Annotated in this window: 12 protein-coding genes; 7 read left to right on the forward strand and 5 right to left on the reverse strand. The window is 71.2% G+C overall.

Features of this window, described 5'->3' with window-relative positions; all coding sequences use genetic code 11:
- Positions 1-14: 14 nt before the first annotated feature.
- From BGO22_RS17845 to BGO22_RS17860, 4 genes are all read left to right on the forward strand, one after another.
- Positions 15-3,170, forward strand: coding sequence for an efflux RND transporter permease subunit (locus tag BGO22_RS17845; RefSeq protein WP_286852029.1), 3,156 nt, complete (start codon positions 15-17; stop codon positions 3,168-3,170).
- Between the two features lie 58 nt (positions 3,171-3,228).
- A complete protein-coding gene (locus BGO22_RS17850; RefSeq protein ID WP_070398747.1) occupies positions 3,229-3,918 on the forward strand; it encodes a glutathione S-transferase family protein in 690 nt (229 codons plus the stop codon).
- A 68-nt stretch (positions 3,919-3,986) separates the two neighbouring features.
- On the forward strand, positions 3,987-6,641 hold the full coding sequence (locus BGO22_RS17855; protein WP_070398609.1) for a cation-translocating P-type ATPase: 2,655 nt from the start codon (positions 3,987-3,989) through the stop codon (positions 6,639-6,641).
- A gap of 47 nt (positions 6,642-6,688) precedes the next feature.
- Positions 6,689-7,111: a universal stress protein gene (locus BGO22_RS17860; protein WP_070398608.1), complete on the forward strand. Its 423-nt coding sequence runs from the start codon at positions 6,689-6,691 to the stop codon at positions 7,109-7,111.
- 9 nt (positions 7,112-7,120) lie between these two features.
- Here the strand turns inward: BGO22_RS17860 and BGO22_RS17865 are convergent, their stop codons facing one another.
- From BGO22_RS17865 to tsaE, 3 genes are read right to left on the reverse strand one after another with little or no spacing between them, the layout of a single operon-like run.
- Entirely contained in the window at positions 7,121-7,354 is a 234-nt protein-coding gene (locus tag BGO22_RS17865; protein ID WP_070398607.1) for a DUF167 domain-containing protein, read from the reverse strand.
- Between the two features lie 17 nt (positions 7,355-7,371).
- Positions 7,372-8,799, reverse strand: coding sequence for an N-acetylmuramoyl-L-alanine amidase (locus tag BGO22_RS17870; protein ID WP_286852031.1), 1,428 nt, complete (start codon positions 8,797-8,799; stop codon positions 7,372-7,374).
- Between the two features lie 8 nt (positions 8,800-8,807).
- Positions 8,808-9,335, reverse strand: coding sequence for a tRNA (adenosine(37)-N6)-threonylcarbamoyltransferase complex ATPase subunit type 1 TsaE (gene tsaE, locus BGO22_RS17875; protein ID WP_286852032.1), 528 nt, complete (start codon positions 9,333-9,335; stop codon positions 8,808-8,810).
- Between the two features lie 9 nt (positions 9,336-9,344).
- Between tsaE and queG the strand changes: the two genes are divergently transcribed.
- A complete protein-coding gene (queG, locus tag BGO22_RS17880; protein WP_083293073.1) occupies positions 9,345-10,421 on the forward strand; it encodes a tRNA epoxyqueuosine(34) reductase QueG in 1,077 nt (358 codons plus the stop codon).
- A 19-nt stretch (positions 10,422-10,440) separates the two neighbouring features.
- Here queG and BGO22_RS17885 read toward each other — a convergent pair whose 3' ends face one another.
- A complete protein-coding gene (locus BGO22_RS17885; protein ID WP_070398745.1) occupies positions 10,441-10,878 on the reverse strand; it encodes a MarR family winged helix-turn-helix transcriptional regulator in 438 nt (145 codons plus the stop codon).
- A 71-nt stretch (positions 10,879-10,949) separates the two neighbouring features.
- On the opposite strand from BGO22_RS17885, the gene BGO22_RS17890 reads away from it, so the two are divergent.
- Complete coding sequence (locus BGO22_RS17890) at positions 10,950-11,753, forward strand: siderophore-interacting protein (protein ID WP_070398744.1); 804 nt, start codon at positions 10,950-10,952, stop codon at positions 11,751-11,753.
- Between the two features lie 24 nt (positions 11,754-11,777).
- On the opposite strand, the gene BGO22_RS17895 is transcribed toward BGO22_RS17890, so the two are convergent.
- The gene (locus BGO22_RS17895) at positions 11,778-13,343 is read right to left on the reverse strand and encodes a fatty acyl-CoA synthetase (protein WP_070398604.1); all 1,566 of its coding nucleotides are present in this window, start codon (positions 13,341-13,343) and stop codon (positions 11,778-11,780) included.
- Between the two features lie 163 nt (positions 13,344-13,506).
- Between BGO22_RS17895 and BGO22_RS17900 the strand changes: the two genes are divergently transcribed.
- Positions 13,507-14,313, forward strand: coding sequence for an ABC transporter permease (locus tag BGO22_RS17900; protein ID WP_139146990.1), 807 nt, complete (start codon positions 13,507-13,509; stop codon positions 14,311-14,313).
- Position 14,314: the final 1 nt, after the last annotated feature.

Here is a 14,314-nt window from a genome sequence, read left to right on the forward strand (position 1 = left end):
GCGGGCGAATCAACATGCAAGAAACGCCACCTGGCCAGACAGGCCCGTTCTCGCGCTTCAACCTCTCTCGCTGGGCGCTGGACCACCCGGCCTTCACGCGCTACCTCATGGTGGTGCTGATGCTGTTCGGCATCGCCTCCTATTTCCAGCTCGGGCAGGACGAAGACCCGCCGTTCACCTTCCGCGCCATGGTGGTGCGCGTGTTCTGGCCCGGCGCCACCGCGCCGCAGGTGGCCGAACAGGTGGCCGACCGCATCGAGCGCACCCTGCAGGAAGTGCCCTACGCCGACAAGATCCGCAGCTACACCAAGCCGGGCGAGGCGCTGATCCTTCTGCAGCTGGACGACGCGTCGCCGCCGGGCGAAGTGCAGGACATCTGGTACACGGTGCGCAAGAAGGTGGGCGACATGCGCGGCGAGCTGCCGCAGGGCGTGATCGGCCCCTTCTTCAACGACGAGTTCGGCGACGTCTACGGCGTGATCTACGCCCTGCAGGGCGAGGGCTTTTCCGATGCCGAGCGCAAGGACGTGGCCGAGGCCGTGCGGCAGCAGCTGCTGCGCGTGAACGATGTCGCCAAGGTCGAGCTGTTCGGCGTGCAGGACCAGAAGATCTATGTGGAGGTCTCGCAGAAGCGCCTGGCCACGCTGGGGCTGAACCTCAACGCCGTGCTCGACCAGATGGGGCAGCAGAACGCCGTGGCCTCGGCTGGCGCGGTGCAGACGCCGCTGGACGTGGTGCAGGTGCGCGTGGACGGCGGGTTCAACTCGGTGGACGAGCTGCGCGCGATGCCGATCCGCTCGGCCGCCAGCGGGCGCACCATCCGGCTCGGCGACATCGCCGACATCGCGCGCGGCACCATCGACCCGCCCGAGGTGCTGGTGCGGCACGACGGCCAGGACAGCATCGCGCTGGGCATTTCCATGGCCAAGGGCGGCGACATCATCGCCCTCGGCCAGGCGCTGAAGGCGGCGGTGGCGGGCATCGGGCCCACGCTGCCCGCGGGCATGCACCTGGTGCAGGTGCAGGACCAGCCGGCCGCCGTGGCGGCCTCGGTCAACGAGTTCGTGAAGGTGCTGATCGAGGCCGTGGTGATCGTGCTCGCGGTGAGTTTCCTGGCGCTGGGCCTGCATCGGCGCCCCGGCGGCCGGGGCCTGCGCCGCTACGTGCTGGACATGCGGCCCGGCCTGGTGGTGTTCATCACCATCCCGCTGGTGCTGGCCATCACCTTCCTGGCGATGAACCACTACGGCATCGGCCTGCACAAGATCTCGCTGGGCTCGCTCATCATCGCCCTGGGCCTGCTGGTGGACGACGCCATCATCGCCGTCGAGATGATGGTGCGAAAGCTGGAGGAGGGCTACGACATGGTGCGCGCGGCCACCTTCACCTGGGACGCCACCGCCATGCCCATGCTCACGGGCACGCTGATCACGGCCGCGGGCTTTCTGCCCATCGGCCTGGCCCAGTCGGTCACGGGCGAATACACCTTCGCCATCTTCGCGGTCACGGTGATCGCGCTGCTCGTTTCCTGGGTGGTGGCGGTGCTGTTCGTGCCTTACCTGGGCGTGAAGCTGCTGAAGATCAAGCCCAAGGTGGAAGGAGAGCCGCACGAGGTCTTCGACGGCCCTTTCTACCAGCGCTTTCGCCGCGCCGTGGACTGGTGTGTCGAGCACCGCTGGCTGACCATCGGCGCCACGGTCCTCACCTTCGTGCTGGGCCTCGCGGGCATGGGCCAGGTGCAGCAGCAGTTCTTCCCCGATTCGAGCCGGCCCGAGATCCTGGTCGACATCTGGCTGCCGGAGGGCAGCAGCATCCGCGCCATGGACGAGGTGGCCGAGCGCGTGGAGCAGCGCCTGCTGAAAGAGACCGGCGTGAAGAGCGTGACCACCTGGGTGGGCTCGGGCGTGCCGCGCTTTTACCTGCCGCTGGACCAGATCTTTCCGCAGAGCAACGTGGCGCAGTTCATCGTGCTGCCCGCCGGCCTGAAGGAACGCGAACGCATCCGCCGCGACCTGCCGGCGCTGCTGGCCACCGAGTTCCCCGAGGTGCGTGGCCGCGTGAAGCTGCTGCCCAACGGGCCGCCGGTGCCGTATCCCGTGCAGTTCCGCGTGGTGGGCGACGATCCCGTGGTGCTGCGCGGCTTGGCCGACGAGGTCAAGCGCGCGGTGGCGCAGAACCCCCACGCGCGCGGCGTGAACGACAACTGGAACGAGGCCGTCAAGCAGATCCGCCTGGAGGTGGACCAGGCCAAGGCGCGCGCCCTGGGCGTGAGCAGCGCCAGCATCGCGCAGGCGGCGCGCACCATCCTCGTGGGCAGCACCGTCGGCCAGTACCGCGAGGGCGACGAGCTCATCGACATCGTGCTGCGCCAGCCGCTGGAAGAGCGCGACACCATCACCGACCTGGCCAACGCCTACCTGCCCACCGCGAGCGGGCAGGCTGTGCCCTTGCTGCAGGTGGTGCGGGTGAACTTCGGCTGGGAGCCGGGCGTGATGTGGCGCGAGAACCGCGAGTACGCCATCACCGTGCAGAGCGACGTGGTGGAGGGCCTGCAGGGCGCCACCGTCACCGCCCAGTTGCAGCCCCGGCTGCAGGAGATCCAGCGCCGCTGGCTGAGCGAAGGCCTGAGCGGCTACCGCATCGAGGTGGCCGGCGCGGTGGAGGAGAGCAGCAAGGGCTCGGCCTCCATCGCCGCGGGCGTGCCGCTGATGCTGTTCATCGTGTTCACGCTGCTCATGGTGCAGCTGCAGAGCTTCAGCCGCGCGATGCTGGTGTTCCTGACCGGCCCCATGGGCATGGCCGGCGTGGCCGGCGCGCTGCTGCTGCTCAACCGGCCTTTCGGCTTCGTGGCACTGCTGGGCGTGATCGCGCTCATGGGCATGATCCAGCGCAACTCGGTGATCCTCATCGACCAGATCGAGCAGGACCGCGCGCGCGGCGTGCCGGCCTGGGACGCGATCGTGGAGGCCGCCGTGCGCCGCATGCGGCCCATCGTGCTGACGGCCGCCGCGGCGGTGCTGGCCATGATCCCCCTGTCGCGCAGCGTGTTCTGGGGACCGATGGCCGTGGCCATCATGGGCGGCCTGATCGTGGCCACGGTGCTCACGCTGCTGGCGCTGCCGGCGATGTACGCGGCCTGGTTCCGGGTGAAGCGGCCGCGGGGAGCCTGACTTGACGGGCCGGCGTGCCGCGTCGATATTTTCCGATGTGAAAACCACCGAGGCCGCCATGCCCCTCCCGACGCTGCACTACCACCCGCTGTCCTCGTACTGTCACAAGCTGCTGATCGCGCTCGACGAGCTGGGCGTCGAGGTCGACAAGCGCCTGCTGAACCTGGGCGATCCCACGCAGCGCGAGGCCTTCTTGGCGCTCTGGCCCCTTGGCAAGATGCCGCTGCTGGAGGACCAGGGGCGGGTGATCGCCGAGACCAGCATCATCATCGAGCACCTGCAGCGCCGCCATGCGCCGCCCGGGCGGGCGCTCATCCCCGCCGACGCCGAGCAGGCGCTTGAGGTGCGTCTGTGGGACCGCCTGTTCGACCAGTACGTGATGACGCCCATGCAGGCGTTCACGGCCGACCTGCTGCGCCCCGAGGCCCAGCGCGACCCGCTGAACGTGGCCCAGGCCCGCGAAGCGCTGCTCAAGTCCTATGCGCTGATCGACAGGCACCTGCAGGGCCGCCAGTGGGTGGCCGCCGATGGCTTCAGCATGGCCGATTGCGCGGCGGCGCCGGCCCTGTTCTATGCGGTGACCTACGTGCCGCTGTCCGAAGACCAGCCCCGCCTGGCGGCCTACTTTGAACGCCTCATGGACCGCCCCTCGGTGGCGCGCACCGTGGAGCAGGCGCGGCCTTTCTTCAAGTTCTATCCGGGGCGCGCCGGCCTGGCGCGGCGCTTCTTCGAGCCGGAGGGGCGTTGAGAGGCGCGCGGCGAGCCGGCGTTGTTTGATCGCCCGCCCGTCGCACTGCAGACCGTGCGCGTGAACGCATGAACCGGGCCGAAGCCCCCTCCACCGCCCACGGCACCCCCGAGGCCATCGGGCTCACCGCGGCCGAGGCGGCGCGGCGGCTGGCGCAGGAGGGCCCCAACGCGCTGCCGGGCGGTGAGCGGCACACCCTGCTGGCGATCGCGCGGGAGACCTTGCGCGAGCCGATGTTCCTGTTGCTGCTGGCCGCGGGCCTGCTGTACCTGGCGCTCGGCAATCTGCAGGAGGGCCTGACGCTCCTGGGCTTTGTGGTCGTCACGCTGGCGCTGACCTTGTACCAGGAGGGCCGCACGGAACGCGCCATCGAGGCGCTGCGCGAGCTCACCAGCCCGCGCGCGCTGGTCATCCGCGACGGGCAGGCGCAGCGCATCGCGGGCCGCGAGGTGGTGCGCGGCGACCTGCTGGTGCTGAACGAGGGCGACCGCGTTTCCGCCGACGCCTGGCTGCTGACGGCCGACAGCGTGCAGGTCGATGAGTCGCTGCTCACGGGCGAATCCGTGCCGGTCGGCAAGCGCCAGGCCCGCGCCGAAGAAGGGGCCGATCCCGCCACGCCGGCGTCGGCGCGCACCGCCCCCGGTGGCGACGACCAGCCGATGGTGTATGCCGGCACGCTGATCGTGCAGGGGCACGCGATGGCGCGCGTCGCGGCGACCGGTGCGCGCAGCGCGATCGGCCGCATCGGCGAGGCGCTGGGCACGCTGGCCAGCGAGCGGACGCCGCTGCAGCGGCAGACGGACCGGCTGGTGCGCCGCCTGGCTCTGCTGGCCTTGCTGTTCAGCCTGGCGCTGGTGCTCATCCTGGGCGCGTCCAGCGGCGACTGGCTGCAGGCGCTGCTCGCCGGCATCGCGCTGGCCATGGCCATGCTGCCCGAGGAGTACCCCGTGGTGCTGACCGTGTTTCCCGCCCTGGGGGCGCGCCGCCTGTCGAAGGAGGGCGTGCTGACGCGGCGGCTCACCGCGATCGAGACGCTTGGGGCCACCACGGTGCTGTGCGTCGACAAGACCGGCACCCTGACCGAGAACCGCATGGCGGTGACGCACCTGGTGGCGGGCGGACCCGCGGTCAGTGAGCGCCTGGTGCTGGACCCGCTGGCCGACGGCGAGCTGCCGGAGGCGTTCCACGGCCTGGTCGAGGTCGCGATTCTGGCCAGCCAGATCGATCCCTTCGACCCGATGGAGAAGGCCTTCCACCGCCTGGGCCAGCGCTTCCTCGCCCACACCGAGCACCTGCACCGGGACTGGCGCTTGGTGCAGACCTACGCCCTGACACCGGCGCTGCGCGCCATGTCCCACGTTTGGGCCGATGGCCGCGACGGCGCCCGCACGGTGGTGGCCAAGGGCGCGCCGGAAGCGGTCGTCGACCTGTGCCACCTGGGCCCGGCGGACCGGCAGCGCATCGCCGCCGCGGTCGATGCGCTGGCCGCCCAGGGGCTGCGCGTGCTGGCGGCGGCCCGCGGTGTGGTCGCGGGCCACGAACTGCCCACCCACGAACACGGCTTCGACTTCGAGTTCGTGGGCTTGCTCGGCCTGGCCGATCCGGTGCGGGCCGAGGTGCCGGCCGCCGTGGCCGAGTGCCGCGCGGCCGGCATCCGTGTGGTGATGATCACCGGCGACTACCCGGTGACGGCGCGCGCCATCGCCCGCCAGGCCGGCCTGGACGACGGCGGCGCGGGCGTGCTGTCGGGCGATGAGATCGCCACGCTCAACGAGCCGGCCTTGCGTGAGCGCATGGCCGAGGTCAGCGTGTGCGCCCGCATTGCCCCCGAACAGAAGCTGCGCATCGTCCAGGCGCTCAAGGCGCGCGGCGAGGTGGTGGCGATGACCGGCGACGGCGTGAACGACGCGCCCGCCCTGCGGGCGGCGCACGTCGGCGTGGCCATGGGCGGGCGCGGCACCGACGTGGCGCGCGAGTCGGCGTCCCTGGTGCTGGTCGACGACAACTTCGCGGCCATCGTGCGCGCGGTGCGGCTCGGGCGCCGCATCTTCGACAACCTGCGCAAGGCCATGTCGTACATCCTCGCGGTGCACGTGCCGATCGCCGGCATGGCCCTGCTGCCGGGGCTGTTCGGCTGGCCGGCGCTGCTGTACCCGATGCACATCGCGCTGCTCGAACTCATCATCGACCCGGCCTGTTCCCTCGCGTTCGAGAACGAGCCGGCCGAGCGCCGGGTGATGCAGCGCCCCCCGCGGCGGCCCGAGGCGCCGCTGTTTGGGGGGGCGACGCTGTGGCTCGCGCTGCTGCAAGGCCTGGGCGTGTTGGCCGCGGTCCTGCTGGCCTTCGCCTGGGCCCGTGGGTCGATGGCGGAGGAGCAGGCGCGGGCCTTCGGATTCGCGACGCTCGTGACCGGCAATCTCGCGCTCATCCTGTCGAACCGCTCCGCCAGCGGCTCGTTGTGGGCCTCCCTGCGCACGCCGAACCGCACGCTGTGGTGGGTCATCGGCGCGGGGTTGGTGCTGCTGGCGCTGGCCTTGTACCTGCCCTGGGCGGCGGGCGTGCTGCGTTTTGCGCCGCTGGCCCCGCTCGAACTGGCCGCGGCCGTGGCTGGCGGCCTGGCGAGCGTGGTCTGGTTCGAGGTGGTCAAGTGGGTGCGCCGGCGCGCGCCCGACCCGGGCCAGCCCGAGCCCCGTAATGGACAGGGTGTCGCGCCGCCCGGGTGACGGCGCCCGGCGCAACTGCTATGGTTGCCGGGCTAGGAGGTTCATGCGTGAAGATCCTGATCGCGGCCGATGGCAGCGCTTGCACCAAGCGCATGCTGGCCTTCATCGCGGCCCACGGCGAATGGCTGGGCCCGCAGCACCGCTACACGGTGCTGCATTGCGTGCCGGCAATTCCCCACCGCGCGGCGGCTTTTGTGGGCAAACCGCAGGCGCAGGCCTTGTACCGGGACGATGCCGAGACGGTGCTGAGGCCGATACGGACCTTCCTGAATCGGCACCTGCAGGGCGTCACCTTTGTCCACCGGGTCGGCTCCCCCGGTTCGACCATCGCCAGGTTCGCCAGCGAGCGCCGGTTCGACCTGGTCATGATGGGCACCCACGGCCATGGCGCGATGGCCGGGCTGGTGATGGGGTCGGTGGCGACGAAGGTGCTGTCCTTGTGCCGCACGCCGGTGCTGCTGGTGCGGTAGCGCCGGGGCTCAAGCCCCGCCGATCACCAGCCGCTTGCGCCTGCCGCTCGCGCCCGTCTTGATGCCCACCTCGGCCTTGGCGCAGCCGAAGCGCCTGGCCACCAGCGCGATCAGCTCCTCGTTGGCCTTGCCGTCCACCGGCGGCGACTTCAAGCGGGCGGTCCAGTTGCCGTCGCCGTTGTCCACCAGCTCGCTCACGCGCGCGTTGGGTTTCACCTGCACCTCGATGATGCGAGTCGCCACGGGGCAGGCCGCTCCGTTCAGATCGTGCGGTTGCGCGCCAGCGGTGGGTTGGCCTCGAAGTACTTCACGATGCCGCGCAGCAGGGCGTCGGCCAGGTCGTCCTGGTACTTCGGGTCGCGCAGGCGGCGTTCTTCGTCGGGGTTGCTGATGAAGGCGGTTTCCACCAGCACGCTGGGAATGTCGGGCGCGCGCAGCACCGCGAAGTTGGCGTGCTCCACCTGCGGCTTGTGCAGCTTGCCCAGGCGGCCCACCTCGCCCAGCAGCTTGGTGCCGATCTTGCGGCTGTCGTTGATCTGGGCCGTGGTGCTCATGTCGAGCAAGGCGCGCTGGATGGTGGCGTCCTTGGCGCGCACGTTCAGGCCGCCCACCAAGTCGGCCTTGTTTTCCTTGTCGGCGATCCAGCGCGCCGCGGCCGAACTGGCGCCGCGCGTGCTCAGCGCGTAGACGCTGGCGCCCTGCGGCCGGGCGTTGTAGAAGGCGTCGGCGTGGATGCTGATGAACAGGTCGGCGCGCACGCGCTGGGCCTTGGCCACGCGGGTCTGCAGCGGCACGAAGAAGTCGGCGTCGCGCGTCATGAAGGCGCGCATGGGGTTGCCGTTGACGGTGGTGGCGTTGATGCGGTCGCGCAGCTTGCGCGCGATCTGCAGCACCACCTGCTTTTCCTGGGTGCCCTTGGGGCCGATGGCGCCGGGGTCTTCGCCGCCGTGGCCGGGGTCGAGCGCCACGATGATGAGGCGCTCGGTGGGCGCCTGCCTGGCTCCGCCACCGGGGCGCTGCTTGCTCGGGCCGGGCGGCAGGGGGGCCTTGGCCACGGGCGGCGGTGCGGACGGGGTGTCGGCCGGGGTCTCGGGCGGTGACGCCTCGCCGCGCTGGCTGCGTGCGATCAGATCGCCCAGCGGGTCGGGCTGGGTGCGGGCCAGGCCCTCGGTCTCCTTGCCCAGCAGGCGGGCGGCGCGCTCGCTGGCCGCCTTGTCGGCCTGGGACTGCTGCTCCACCAACTGCAGCAGCGGGTCGGGCGGGGCGCTGGGGTAGAGGTCGAAGACCAGGCGGTGCTGGTAGGCCGCCACGGGCTGCAGGTTGAAGATCTGCGGCTTGATCGGGTGCTTGAGGTCGATCACCAGGCGCACCACGTTGGGCGCGTTTTGGGCCACGCGCAGGCCGGCGATGTTGGGGTCGTCGGACTGGAGCTGGCCCACCAGCTCGCGCAGGCCGGGCAGCAGGTCCACGCCCTCGATGTCCACCGCCAGGCGCGGCGGGTCGTTGACCATGAAGGAGTTGGTCTTGAGCAGCGCGTCGCTTTCGATGGTGACGCGGGTGTAGTCCTCGGCCGGCCACATGCGCACGGCCACCACCTTGGCGCCGCGGGCGAGGTGGGCGGTGCCCAGCAGCAGCACCAGGGTGCCGGCCTGCAGCAGCCTGCGGCGGGGCAGGGGGGAGTGATGCATCGGCCCCGTCATTGGACTGCGGCCAGCAGCAGCTGGCCGGCGGGGGTTCGGGCCTCGGCGCGCACCTGGCGCGCGTCGTCGTGCTCGGGGTCGGTGTTCATCGGGTCGGGCGTGATGTACAGGTCCAGGTCGATGGGGGGCAGGAAGCCCGCGGCGCGTTCGGGCCATTCGACGAGCTTGAGGCCAGGACTGGCGAACAGTTCCCGAAAGCCCGCTTCCTCCCATTCGCGCGGGTCGTTGAAGCGGTAGAAGTCGAAGTGCCAGATGGACAGCGCCTCGCCCGGCGGCATGAGGGGGCAGTCGATGGCGCTGTGCGGTTCGATCACGGCGTAGGTGGGGCTCTTGATGCGGCCGTTGACGCCGAGCGCGCGCAGCAGGTGGCGCACGAAGGTGGTCTTGCCGGCGCCGAGGTCGCCGTGCAGGGCCAGGGTGGCGTGGGCGACGGCGGGGCACAGGGCCAGGCGCTGGGCGAAGGCCTGGGTGTCGGCCTCGTGGGCCCAGCGGCCCTGCCAGGTGGCGGGGGCCGTTGCTACCATCGGCGCCCCATGAAGGCTGTGTTGGATGCTGCTCAACTCGTCTCGCAGTTGCGTGCTTGGGGACGACAGCTCGGATTCTCCCAAATCGGGGTGGCCGGGGTGGATCTGAGCGCCGCAGAACCGGGATTGATGGCCTGGTTGTCGGCTGGATGCCACGGTGAGATGGCCTACATGGCCGCGCACGGCCTCAAACGCGCCCGTCCGGCCGAGCTGGTGCCCGGCACGCTGAGCGTGATCACCGCGCGCATGGACTACCTGCCGCGCGACACGGCGCCCGACTGGGTGGCGCAGGAATGGGCCCGCCTGCAGCGCCCCGGCGAGGCCATCGTCTCGGTCTACGCGCGGGGGCGGGACTACCACAAGGTGCTGCGATCGCGCCTGCAGCGGCTGTCCGAGCGCCTCGCCGAGGCCGTCGGCCCCTTCGGCCACCGCGTGTTCACCGACTCCGCCCCCGTGCTGGAGGTGGAGCTGGCGGCGCGCAGCGGCATCGGCTGGCGCGGCAAGCACACGCTGACGCTGCACCGCGAGGCGGGCTCCATGTTTTTCCTCGGCGAGATCTACGTGGACCTGGCCCTGCCACCCTCCGAGCCGGTGACGGAGCACTGCGGCAGCTGCAGCGCCTGCATCGACGTCTGCCCCACCCAGGCCATCACCGGCCCGCGCCGCGTGGACGCGCGCCGCTGCATCAGTTACCTCACCATCGAGCACGCCGGGCCCATCCCGCTCGAGCTTCGCCCGGCCATGGCCAATCGCATCTATGGCTGCGACGACTGCCAGCTGGCTTGCCCCTGGAACAAGTACGCCCAGCGCTCGCCGCTGCCGGACTTCGACCCGCGCGAGGGCCTGGGCGGCGCCACGCTGATCGAGCTGTTCACCTGGGGCGAGGCTGAGTTCCTGCGCCGCACCGAGGGCAGCGCGATCCGCCGCATCGGGCACGAGCGCTGGCTGCGCAACCTGGCGGTGGGCCTGGGCAACGCGCTGCGGGCCACCGGGGACGAGGCCGTGCGGCGGGCCTTGCGGGCGCGCGCCGACGACTCCAGCGCGCTGGTGCGTGAACACGTGGCCTGGGCGCTGGCGCAGGGCTGAAAACAGGGCCGGCAAGCGGTTAGCCACCGGGCAGGTTGTCCTGCAGCCGGTCGAGCAGGGCAAGCAGGGTGGCGCGCTCCTGCGCGCTGAGCCCGGCCGTCAGGGCCTTCTCGAAGCGGGCGCGGTGCTGCTGCAGGCGGCGCTGCAGGGCCTGGCCGGCGGGGGTCAGGCGCAGGCGCTGGACGCGACCATCGGCCGGGTCGGCCTGGCCCTGCAGCAGGCCGCGCTCGTGAAGGCCCTTCACCAGGCGCGCGATCTGCGCTTTGTCGCGCCCCGCGTGCTGCACCAGGTCGCTCTGCGTGTGGTCCTCGTGGAGCGCGAAGTAGTTGAGGCAGCGGGCCTCCATCGGGTTCAGGCCCTCGGCGTCCTCGCGCAGGGCCTGCTGCAGGTGGCGGCGAAGGCCGTGCATGACGGCGTGCAGCCGGTCGGTCACATCGGTGGTCGTGGGGCGGATCATGATGTCCACATGGTTGATGTGGTCAACCAGTTTGAGAAATGATGGTTGTCATTGTCAACCAAAACACCTTCATGAACACCAACACCCCTTCTTTCCTGAGCGTGGAGCGCGTGCGCCACGCGCTGAAAGTGCGCCGCCTGCGGGTGAGCGACATCCGGCGCCTGGGCGCGAACTTCCTGCGCCTGCGCTTCACGGGCGATGGGCTGGGCGATTTCGTCAGCGCCTCCTTCGACGACCACCTCAAGCTCATGCTGCCCGCGCGGGCTGGCGCGCCGCTGGTGCTGCCCGAGCCCGGCCCGGACGGCCTGGCCCTGCCGCCGGGCGCCGAGAAGCCCCGGATGCGCGACTACACGCCGCGCGCCTTCGACGCCGCCGCCGGCTGGCTGGACATTGAGTTCCTGCTGCACGGCGATGGCGCGGCCAGCGAATGGGCCGCCGGCGCCCGGGTGGGCGACGAGGTGGGCGTGGGCGGGCCACGCGGCTCATTCGTGGTGCCCACGGGGTTCGATTGGCACCTGCTGGTGGGCGACGAGACCGCCTTGCCGGCGATCTCGCGGCGCATCGAGGAGCTGCCCGAGGGCGCGCGCGTCCTGGTGGTGGCGCAGACCGCCGACGAAGCCGACCGCCGCGGCTTCGGGGACCGGGCGCTGGCCGAGGTTCATTGGGTCCGGGCCGGCGCCGCCGACGCGCTGGCGCGCGAGGTGGCCGCGCTCACGCTGCCCGCCGGCGCGGGCTTCGCCTGGGCCGCGGGCGAGGCCGCCAGCATGGCCGCCGTGCGCCAGGCCCTGGTGCAGGGCCATGGCCTGGACAAATCGCGCGTGCGCGCCTCGGCCTACTGGAAGCGCGGCAGCGCGGGCCACCACGAAACCCTGTGAGCGCGCGCCGGCGCGGGCGCGCGCTCAGCCCGTCGCGTAGCGCACCCGCAGCTCGCGTTTGAGCAGCTTGCCGCTGGGGTTCTTGGGCAGGGCGTCGGTGAACAGCACGCGCTTGGGGGCCTTGAAGCCGGCCATGTTCGCGCTGCAGTGCGCGATGACCTCGTCCTCGCTGAGCGACTGGCCGGCCTTGACCACCACCACCGCCGTCACGGCCTCCACCCACTTGGCGTCGGGCAGGCCGATCACCGCCACCTCGCTCACCGCGCCCAGGCGGTAGATCATTTCCTCGACCTCGCGGCTGGCCACGTTTTCGCCGCCGGTCTTGATCATGTCCTTCTTGCGGTCGACGATGGTGATGTAGCCCTCGGCGTCAATGGTGGCGAGGTCGCCGCTGTGGAACCAGTCGCCCGAGAAGCTGGCGGCGGTTTTTTCGGCGTCGTTGAAGTAGCCCAGCATCAGGTGCGGCGAGCGGTGCACCACCTCACCCACCTCACCGGGCATGACGTCTTCCATCAGTTCGTTGACGACGCGCGTCTCCACGTTGAGCACCGCCTTGCCGCAGGAGCCGGGCTTGCGCAGCTGGTCCTCGGGGCCGAGCATGGTGGCCAGCGGCGCGATCTCGGTCTGGCCGTACAGGTTCCACAGCCGCACCGCCGGCAGGCGCGCGGCCAGTTCCTTGAGCACCTCCACCGGCATGATGGACGCGCCGTAGTAGCCCTTGGCCAGGGTTGTCAGGCGCGCCGCGTCGAAGGCCGGCGAGCGCAGCAGGGCGATCCACACCGTGGGCGGGGCGAAGAAGCTGGTGATGCGGTGTTTCTCCAGCAGGTTCAGCAGGTGGTCGGGCACCGGCTTGCCGGTGATGACGTTGCTGCTGCCGATGTAGATGGCGGGGCCGAAGAACACGTCGAGCTGGGCGCAGTGGTACAGCGGCAGCGCGTGCAGGGCCACGTCGGCCTCGGCGATCTCGGCGTTGATGACGCAGCTCACGTACTGCCACAGCACGGCGTCGTGCGTGAGCATGGCGCCTTTGGGCATGGACTCGGTGCCGCTGGTGTAGACGATCTGCGCCAGGTCGGTGCTTTGCAGCCGCACCTCGGGCAGCGGGTCCGCGCAGGCCGCGAGGTGGTCGAAGCGGTGCATGGCGGCGTCGGGCTCGCTGGGGTCTTCGCTGGGCAGCCAGATGAAGCGCTCCACGGCGGTGTCCTGCGCGGCGGCGGCGCGCGCCAGCTCGGCCAGGCCGCTGTCGGTGGCCAGGGTCCTGGCGCCGGCGTGGCGCAGGATGTAGGCGACCTCGTCGGCCTTGAGCATGAAGTTGATGGGCACCAGCACCGCGCCCCGGCGCGCGATGGCGAAGCGCAGCGCCGCGAAGCCGTGCGAGTTGCGCGCCAGCACGGCCACGCGGTCGCCTTCCTCGACGCCGAGCTGGGCCAGGCCGGCCGCCAGGCGCGTGACCAGGGCGTTGAAGTCGGCGTAGCTCCAGCGGGTGTCGCCGCAGGCGATGGCGAGCTTGTCGGGCAGGCGCTGGGCGGTGCGGTGCAGCGCGTCGGCGATGGTCTGGCGGCGCACCACGGGTGCGATGGCGGTGGTCATTCTGGGTGTCTCCTGGGAAGGGGGCGGCGGCAACGGGCTTCGATTGGAGCGGCCGTGCGCATCTTGGCCATCGGCGTTTTCACCATGTTGTCGCCGGGGCGACCCGGGTTTTCTCAGCTTGAGACACGCGGGGCCGACACCGGCGCTGGCTATCATGCGCCGCATGCGTGGCATCACCTCCCATGTGGACCAGGGCTTCAAGCGCCAGACGCGGCTGCGCCGCGCCCAGCTGGTGGCCTGGTGGCACACGCTGCAGATGGGCGCGCAGATCACGGTGCTGATGCTCTCACCCAGCAGCTACACGGGCGGGCGCGCGCGCTCGGTGCTGTCGCACCTGGTGGTGGCGGTGCTGCCGCTGCTGCCGTGGTTCCTGGTGCTGTCGGCCCTCATCAGCCTGGTCATCATCCGCATCGTCACGGCCACGGCCGGCAGCTATGGGCTGTCTCAGTACGCGCTGGAGGTGCTGGTGCGCACCCTGGTGCTGGAGCTGATCCCGCTGTTCGCGGCCCTGTTCGTGGCGCTGCGCCACGCCATGCCGGGCGCCGAGCTGCTGCGCCACCAGCTGGACCAGCGCCAGCGCGCGGGCCGGCGCATCCCCGGCATCGCCGGCCTGGCCGGCACCCTGCTGCCGCGCGCCCTGGCCAGCGTGCACGCGGTGGTGCTGCTGGCCGCGCTGTCGGGCGTGGTGGCCCTGGTGCTCACCTACCTGACGGTGCACGGGCTGTCGCCCTGGGCGGTGCCGTCCTACACCTACGACGTCGGGCGCGTGTTCAACTCGGTGGTTTCGCTGATCTTCGTGCTCAAGACCGCGTTCTTCAGCCTGGCGGTGGCCGTGGTGCCGCTGGCCGCCGCGGCCGAACCCGACGAGCACGGCCGCTACGTGGCGCGCAGCGAAATGATGGAGTTCGCGCGGCTGTTCTCCGTGCTGTTGATGGTCGAGATCGGATCCCTGGTGGGCAACTACTACTGAG

It is taken from the genome of Hydrogenophaga sp. 70-12, from assembly GCF_001897365.1.
Taxonomy (GTDB): Bacteria; Pseudomonadota; Gammaproteobacteria; order Burkholderiales; family Burkholderiaceae_C; genus Hydrogenophaga; species Hydrogenophaga borbori.

Bases quoted from the DNA above. Each gene is read 5' to 3' on its own strand.
- BGO22_RS17845 (WP_286852029.1), top strand. From the start codon at position 15: ATGCAAGAAACGCCACCTGGCCAGACAGGCCCGTTCTCGCGCTTCAAC.
- BGO22_RS17855 (WP_070398609.1), top strand. From the start codon at position 3,987: ATGAACCGGGCCGAAGCCCCCTCCACCGCCCACGGCACCCCCGAGGCC.
- BGO22_RS17895 (WP_070398604.1), bottom strand. From the start codon at position 13,343: ATGACCACCGCCATCGCACCCGTGGTGCGCCGCCAGACCATCGCCGAC.
- BGO22_RS17885 (WP_070398745.1), bottom strand. From the start codon at position 10,878: ATGATCCGCCCCACGACCACCGATGTGACCGACCGGCTGCACGCCGTC.
- queG (WP_083293073.1), top strand. From the start codon at position 9,345: ATGAAGGCTGTGTTGGATGCTGCTCAACTCGTCTCGCAGTTGCGTGCT.
- tsaE (WP_286852032.1), bottom strand. From the start codon at position 9,335: ATGGTAGCAACGGCCCCCGCCACCTGGCAGGGCCGCTGGGCCCACGAG.
- BGO22_RS17870 (WP_286852031.1), bottom strand. From the start codon at position 8,799: ATGCATCACTCCCCCCTGCCCCGCCGCAGGCTGCTGCAGGCCGGCACC.
- BGO22_RS17850 (WP_070398747.1), top strand. From the start codon at position 3,229: ATGCCCCTCCCGACGCTGCACTACCACCCGCTGTCCTCGTACTGTCAC.
- BGO22_RS17890 (WP_070398744.1), top strand. From the start codon at position 10,950: ATGAACACCAACACCCCTTCTTTCCTGAGCGTGGAGCGCGTGCGCCAC.
- BGO22_RS17900 (WP_139146990.1), top strand. From the start codon at position 13,507: ATGCGTGGCATCACCTCCCATGTGGACCAGGGCTTCAAGCGCCAGACG.